This window comes from Paenibacillus sp. OT2-17 (assembly GCF_009827695.1).
Taxonomy (GTDB): domain Bacteria; phylum Bacillota; class Bacilli; order Paenibacillales; family Paenibacillaceae; genus Paenibacillus; species Paenibacillus polymyxa_B.
On the sequence record NZ_WUDQ01000156.1, the window covers coordinates 1 to 7640 of the forward strand.

Annotated in this window: 7 protein-coding genes and 1 rRNA gene; all 8 read left to right on the forward strand. The window is 44.8% G+C overall.

Annotation, left to right across the window (positions count from 1 at the left end; translation table 11 throughout):
• Nucleotides 1–632: Obg family GTPase CgtA (gene cgtA, locus GRP75_RS15745; RefSeq protein ID WP_160789767.1), on the forward strand; the 632-nt coding region annotated here is incomplete at its 5' end.
• A gap of 157 nt (nt 633–789) precedes the next feature.
• Complete coding sequence (locus GRP75_RS15750; protein WP_013311587.1) at nt 790–1227, forward strand: ACT domain-containing protein; 438 nt, start codon at nt 790–792, stop codon at nt 1225–1227.
• Nucleotides 1228–1270: 43 nt separating this feature from the next.
• Nucleotides 1271–2557 (forward strand): homoserine dehydrogenase, encoded by a 1287-nt coding sequence (locus tag GRP75_RS15755; RefSeq protein ID WP_023989944.1) that lies wholly within the window; start codon nt 1271–1273, stop codon nt 2555–2557.
• A gap of 27 nt (nt 2558–2584) precedes the next feature.
• Entirely contained in the window at nt 2585–3553 is a 969-nt protein-coding gene (thrB, locus tag GRP75_RS15760; protein ID WP_160789768.1) for a homoserine kinase, read from the forward strand.
• Entirely contained in the window at nt 3550–4449 is a 900-nt protein-coding gene (gene pheA, locus GRP75_RS15765; protein WP_160789769.1) for a prephenate dehydratase, read from the forward strand. Before thrB ends, pheA begins: the two co-directional genes overlap by 4 nt.
• A gap of 17 nt (nt 4450–4466) precedes the next feature.
• A complete protein-coding gene (ilvE, locus tag GRP75_RS15770) occupies nt 4467–5351 on the forward strand; it encodes a branched-chain-amino-acid transaminase (protein ID WP_069079914.1) in 885 nt (294 codons plus the stop codon).
• Nucleotides 5352–5510: 159 nt separating this feature from the next.
• Nucleotides 5511–7085: a LysM peptidoglycan-binding domain-containing protein gene (locus GRP75_RS15775; protein ID WP_160789770.1), complete on the forward strand. Its 1575-nt coding sequence runs from the start codon at nt 5511–5513 to the stop codon at nt 7083–7085.
• 491 nt (nt 7086–7576) lie between these two features.
• Nucleotides 7577–7640: ribosomal RNA gene (locus GRP75_RS15780) — 16S ribosomal RNA — on the forward strand; the annotation flags it as partial.

Genomic DNA, 7640 nt, shown 5'->3' on the forward strand with positions numbered 1-7640 from the left:
GACATGAATTTCTGCGGCACATTGAGCGGACGCGTATTATTATCCATGTCGTGGATATGGCGGGCTCCGAAGGACGTGATCCGTTTGAAGATTGGACTAAAATTAACGACGAATTGAAGCAATATAATGCAACATTGGCTGAGCGTCCACAAATTGTGGCGGCCAATAAAATGGATATGCCGGAGGCGGAAGAAAACCTGACTCACTTCAAAGAGCAGATTGCTTCTATACGTCCTGATCTTGAAATCATGCCTATTTCCTCACTGACACGTCAAGGTGTGAAGGAACTGCTCTACCGGGCTGCTGATTTGCTGGATCAAATACCGGACGAGCCGGTTGTTGAGGAAGTAGCAGAAGTCAATGAACGTAAGGTATTTAAGCTGGATACAGCAGAAGACGATGGCTTTACAATTGTACGTGAAAACGATACATTCGTGGTGCAGAGTCCTAAAATTGAGCGCATGATGAAGCGCATGCAGTTGAACTCGCATGATGCCATTTTAAAATTAGCAAGAACGTTACGCCATATGGGTGTGGATGCTGAGTTACGCAAGCGTGGCGCCAAAGATGGTACATCTGTACGCATTGCTGATTTCGAGTTCGAATTTGTTGAAGGCAGCAGCTACTACTAAATTTTAAATAAAGGTCTAAAACCTGAACGGTTACTGTACTATAGGAAACTCTATAGAAGGCAGTAGCCGTTTTTTGCATTGTTTGCTTGCCGATTTTCAAGAGTTTCGTTATAATGTCCTCTATACAAAAACATAAGTCTTTGAGGAGAGGACGTTCTTGAAAGAGCGCTATTACTTGGTACGGGAAGATATTTTGCCTGAAGCAATTGTTAAGACCATACAGGTAAAACTGCTGCTGGCTTCAGGAGATGTTAAAACCGTGCATGATGCCGTGGAGCAAGTTGGGCTAAGCCGAAGCGCCTTTTATAAATATAAGGATGGCATACATTTGGTTAACCAGCTGGAGCGTGAGCGAATTGTCAATATCTCTATTGATTTAGAGCATCAATCTGGAATGTTGTCCAGGGTGCTTGGCAGAGTGGCTGATTTCGGAGGCAATGTGCTGACGATCCAGCAAAGTATTCCACTGCAAGGCAGAGCCAACGTAGTCATCTCCGTAGAAATGTCCAGACTCAGTGAAGAGTTGGGTGTTCTACTGGAGGGCTTGGAAGATATCTCTGGAGTTAAACGTGTTCGCCTGATTGGGCAAGGTTAAGGCAATTCAGTTCATTAGACATAAGTTCGCGGGAGGGGAATGGATGAAACCGGTCAAAGTAGGATTGTTAGGTTTGGGGACGGTTGGAACGGGAGTCGTTCGAATCGTAGAAGGCAATCAGGAAGACTTGAGCAGACAAGTCGGTTCACCGATCATCATTGAAAAAATAGCTGTAAAAAACATAGAAAAATATCGTTCCATTGAAGTGGAGACAGCCAAGCTTACTGAGGACCCATGGGAAGTTATTCGGGACCCTGAAATTGATGTAATTATTGAAGTCATGGGCGGCGTTGATCAGACGAAGGAGTACATTCTTGAAGCGCTGGAGCGGGGGAAACACATCGTAACAGCAAATAAGGACTTAATGGCTTTGCACGGTTCTGAAGTATTAGCAAAGGCGCAGGAAAAGCAGTGTGATATTTTTTATGAAGCTAGTGTAGCAGGTGGTATCCCGATCATTCGTACATTAATTGAAGGCTTCTCCTCCGATCGCATTACCCGCATTATGGGGATTGTGAACGGTACGACAAACTTTATTTTAACAAAAATGAGTCAGGAAGGGGCCTCGTACGAGGAAGTTCTCAAGGAAGCGCAGGAGCTTGGGTATGCTGAATCGGATCCGACCTCAGACGTGGAAGGACTGGATGCAGCTCGTAAAATGGCAATTCTCGGCACGCTTGGTTTCCGCTCTAATGTAGAGCTCAAGGATGTAAGTGTCAGCGGCATTTCAAAGGTAACCAGTGAAGATATTGCTTTTGCTAAAAAACTAGGATATGAAATGAAATTGCTCGGGATTGCAGAGCGCCAAGGTGATGAATTTACGATAAACGTTCAGCCGACTATGGTACGCAAGCAGCATCCATTGGCTTCGGTGAACGGGGTATTCAATGCGGTGTATGTGCATGGTGAAGCAGTGGGTGAAACCATGTTTTATGGTGCGGGTGCAGGTGAAATGCCGACGGCAACATCGGTTGTAGCCGATTTAGTAGCTGTAGTGAAAAATCTCAAACTTGGTGTCAATGGGCTTAAAGCCATCGTTCCTTACAATCCCAAAAAAATTAGTAACGATGAAGATGTGTATTTCAAAAACTTCGTGCTTCTGCATGTGGATGATAAAGCAGGGGTGTTGGCACGGATTACGCAAGTATTTGCTGAATTTGATGTCAGTCTGGCATCTGTTGTGCAGCAACCGAATGAGGTTAACCCCGATGCTGAAATTATTATCGTGACTCATTTAGCCAGTAAAGCGAGTATGAAAAAGGTTTTGGAGCATTTTGAAACTTTGGACGTCATCCGTCGCATCAAGAGCGTATATCGAGTAGAGGGATAGTCAATAAAAGCAGGAGGAATTGTCTGTATGACCGTTTTAAAAACAGCAAGAGTGCGTGTGCCTGCGAGTACGGCCAACTTGGGTCCCGGCTTTGATACATTGGGCATGGCATTGTCCTTATATGCATGGATTGAAATGAAGGAGGCCGAACAGACGGCTTTTCATTTATACGGAAATGAAATGAATGGTGTTCCCCAAGATAAAACTAATCTGATTTTCAAGGTAGCACAAATGGTTTTTCGGGAAGCAGGTGTATCTGTACCTGAGCTCGATATTTCGATGTACTCGGATATTCCACTTACTCGTGGTTTGGGCAGCAGTGCTTCTGCCATTGTGGGCGCCTTGGTCGCTGCTAATACGTTGATTGGATCGCCTCTGCCGGATTCCAAGCTGTTCGATATGGCAAGCGCCATTGAAAAACATCCGGATAATGTTGGAGCTTCCCTGTTTGGTGGTATTATTACAGCGATGTGGGATGGCGAGCATGCTAGGCATTTACGACTTGAACCGGATGCTAATCTGGAGGTTATGGTAGTTATTCCAGATTTTCAGCTGTCCACGTCGAAAGCCAGAGAGGTTCTACCCGCGCATGTATCATTGAAGGATGCCGTATATAACATTAGTCATGCTTCCATGCTGGTAGCAGCATTGGCGTCGGGAAGAACCGATTTAATTGCCGAAGCGATGCGTGATCAGCTTCATCAGCCTTACCGTTCGGCGCTTGTGCCGGGTATGACAGAGATCCTGCAGGACGCGCACCATTATGGTGCCTTGGGTGTGGCTCTCAGTGGGGCTGGACCGACGCTGCTGGCATTGACGGATCAACGGGAGAATCGGAAAGCGGAGCTGGAGCAGTATTTAACGGATACCGTGAACAAAGAGGGGATCACTGCTTCTGTTTTAAAATTGCGCCCTGAGAGTGAAGGAGTTAAAGTATATACAGAAGGGAATACACTCCCTTTTATGGATATGATTAAAGGGGAACTTACGATATGAAACGAATTGCACTTCTTCCTGAGGGGACCGTTTCTCATGAAGCGATTAAGTATTTGTTAGGAGATACGTCCCATGAATTACTGTTTTACAAGCATATTGCGGACGTATTTCAGGCAGTAGACAAGGGACAGGCAGACTATAGTGTAATTCCCATTGAAAATACGATTGATGGCTCTGTAAGTTTGCATATGGATTGGCTTGTACATGAAGTAGACATTCAAATGCAGGCGGAATGGGTATATCCTTCAATTCAAAATCTTATTGGACATCGTAGTGAGTTTACGAAGGATTTGGACAAGCTGGATTTGAGCAAAGTGGTCAAAATTATGTCTCATCCTGTAGCGCTTCCCCAGTGTAAAGAATTCATACAGGCTTCCGCTCCTCAGGCCGAGCTGGAGAGTGCAGGAAGTACGGCAGAAGCCGTCGAAATTGTTAAACATAACCCCGGTAAAGGCTGGACCGCTCTCGGAACCAAGCTCGCGGCTGCCAAACACGGATTGGATATTTTGGCCAGCAAAGTAACGGATCACGATAACAACTTTACCCGCTTTGTCTTGATCGGCCATCAACCTATAAGTCTCCCGGGTACACCTGAAGGTCAGCGAACCAGTATTTTGGTCACGCCACCGCAGGATTTCCCGGGAGCGCTGCATCAGGTTTTATCCGCATTTGCATGGCGCAGGTTAAATCTGTCCCGTATTGAATCGCGTCCGACCAAAAAGCAATTGGGGAATTATTATTTTTACATTGAAGTTTTGGAATCTCTGCATTCCGTTCTGCTTCCGGCAGCCTTTGCAGAGATTGAGGCTTTGGGATGCCATGTACGTATTCTTGGCTCTTATCCAAGCTACAAGTATGTTGAAGCAGCGATCGAACCTATTTTAAAGGAACATTAATCGGAGGTGTGGTTTTAATGGCAGAACAATGGATCTATCTGGATGGGCAGCATGTGACTAAGGAAAACGCAAAGGTTTCCGTATATGATCATGGATTCTTGTACGGAGACGGTATATTTGAGGGCATTCGTATCTATAACGGGAATATTTTTAAATGTAAGGAGCACTTGGAGCGTCTGTATGATTCTGCGAAGTCCATTCAGTTAAACATTCCGTTGTCTCCTGATGAGATGTTGGAAGCAATGGCTGAAACGATTCGTCTTAACGAAATGCGTAACGGATATATCCGTCTGATTGTATCCCGAGGTGCAGGAAATCTAGGTTTAGATCCTCTTCGTTGTGCGAAGGCGAGTGTCATCATTATCGTGGAACAGCTCGCCATTTACCCGGAAGAAGCTTACTTGACTGGCCTGAAGACAATTTCTGTCTCTCAGCGTCGCAACATCCCAGATGCTTTGAATCCGAAGATTAAATCATTGAACTATCTCAACAATATCCTCGTGAAGATCCAGTCTAACTATGCTGGTGTAGGTGAGGCTATTATGCTCAATTCCCAAGGGTATGTGACGGAAGGCTCTGCGGACAACATTTTCATTGTCAAAAACGGAGTGTTATATACACCTCCTTGCTATTTGGGAGCGCTTGAAGGGATTACTCGTAATGCTATTATCGATTTGTGTGCTAAGCTTGGATACCCCCTTAAGGAACAACCTTTTACACTGCATGATGTATATGTTGCGGACGAGGTGTTTTTTACAGGAACTGCAGCAGAAGTTATTGCAGCTTATGAAGTGGATGGTCGTACGATCGGCTCCGGCGTTGCTGGCCCAGTGACTTTGGAGCTCTTGGCTGAGTTCCGGAAGATCGTGGATAAGGATGGCTACAAAGTGTGGCAGGACTAAAATAAAACCGAATCCTTTTAGCTGAATGCTCGTGAGAGTATTCGGTTGAGAGGATTTTTTTGTTTGTATGGGGTCATTCGCCGGGGAGGTGCATAGGATGTAATAACAGAAGCTGGGCGTTTATCCCGCCCGAACGAAAGTCTAGGAGGTTTGTGACCTGTGAAAATACACATCGTCAAAAAAGGTGACACTCTGTACTTGCTGGCACAGAAGTATAATGTGACGCTGGAGAAAGTTATTGCCGCCAATCCCCAATTGGCAGACCCTAATCAGTTGAGCATCGGCGAGAAAATTAAAATTCCAACAGACCCTGTTACGATGGAAACACAGCCGTCAACGGTATATCAACACAAGGTTAAGCAAGGAGATTCATTGTGGAAGTTGTCCAAGGCGTGGAATGTACCGCTTAAGCTAATTATTGATGCCAATTCCCAGCTTAAAAACCCGAACGCACTTCTGGTTGGAGAAACAGTTAATATTCCACACTACAAAGAAGAGGCGTCTGATTTTACTGAGAATAAAAAAAATACCGCAGTCAAAGAAGAGATGACACAGCCTAAACCTGAATCCCCAACCAAGCAAGAACTTACCCAGCCCAAGGCGGAGTTGACGCAGCCTAAGCAGGAGAATATGCCTAGCCCTAAAGAAGAGATGACACAGCCAAAAGAAACAGTGAATCCTCCTAAGCTTCCTGAATTAAAACTGCCTGAAGTTCCTATGGCACCCGTAAATCCTGCTCCACCTCAAATGCAGCCCATAGTTACCCAACCGATTGCATCTAAGCCACAGCTTCCTACAACTGTTGTGAAGCAACCTGTAGCTGAAAAATTTTGCGGCTGCACAAAATCGGAGCCGATGGTAAATTCCGAGTGGTCGATACAACAGCCGACATTTGATTATAGCCCACAAATAAATGCAATGCCGAACTCGTGGTATCCGGGGATTGGGTCTCCACAAACTTTGGGGAATGCGCCTATAAATACCTCCTTAGCAGAATATGCCTCTCCTACTGTAGTTTCTGATCAGGGCTATCATCATGAATGTGAGCATCCATGGTGCTGGGGGCCTGTGCAGACATCACCCATAAATGCCCATCCAACACCTTATCCTGCCTATTCAGATTGCTGCGCCCCCGGATATTATCCGAGTCATGAGGCGTCTGAAAATGCATCCTACCCTGTCTATCCTCCATTTATCCATCAAGGGCATCCACAGCAGTATCCAGAGAGTACAGTCCAGGGCAGTCAATGGAGCCAGGCATGGGGAGGACCTCAATATGGTTTGCCTGCGGGTGGAAACGTGTCCAACTATAGCCAGCTACAAGGACAACAATCTGCGAATTCCCCTTATCATCCGTTTGCGCATGGGAATGCACCTATGTATCCATTAGAGGGATATACAACCCCCTATATGTTTATGCCAGACTGTGGATGCCGGGAAGAGAACGTCCAGTCGGCACCAGCAATTCCAGGAACGCAGGAGATGGGTAACAATCTGACTATTGCATCCCAAAATGAAGTTGTTTCTTCTTCTAAACCAAAGGATCGTAGCGTGCGTAAAGGTAAATCAAAAGACGGTTCTGGCAGTACATCCAAAGAAGAGACGTCCAAAGCCAAGGTTTCCAGTAAAAATGCTAGCAATAAGAAGCAAAAATCCCATAATTCAAGTGGAGGAGAACCCCGTTCCTCATCCTATAATGCTCGTTCACGTAAAAATCCATGGATTAAGGACTGACGTGGCTAAATGTAAAAAGAGAGGGTCCTCCTAGTAGTGCCCCGGCTTTATTATTCATTAAGAGAAAGAAATGAATGTTAAAGAGACTGTTATTCTGCTTGTGGGAATAATGGTCTCTTTATTTAAATGCAGTGATTTAAAGATGAAAAAAGAATTTAAAAAAAGGTATTGCTATTTAGCGTATTTATGTGGTATATTATTATAGCTGTCTTTTACAAGATAGTTAGCAACACGAAAACAAAGCAGAATTGATTAAAAAATTCTCTTGAAAAAAAGTGTTGCAAAGACGTAGAAAACATGATATATTATTTAAGTCGCCGCTGAGATGCGGTGGTGAAACAAAGCGAGACATTATGCAGGTTTGATCTTTGAAAACTGAACAACGAGTGAGTAAAATGATTTTGTTCGCAAAATCAAACAAGAGATATTTTTATCTCGTCAGTTTCAAAATGAGCTTATCGCTCTTTCTATAAACCAACTTCGGTTGGTCTTTAATGGAGAGTTTGATCCTGGCTCAGGACGAACGCTGGCGGCGTGCCTAATACATGCAAGTCG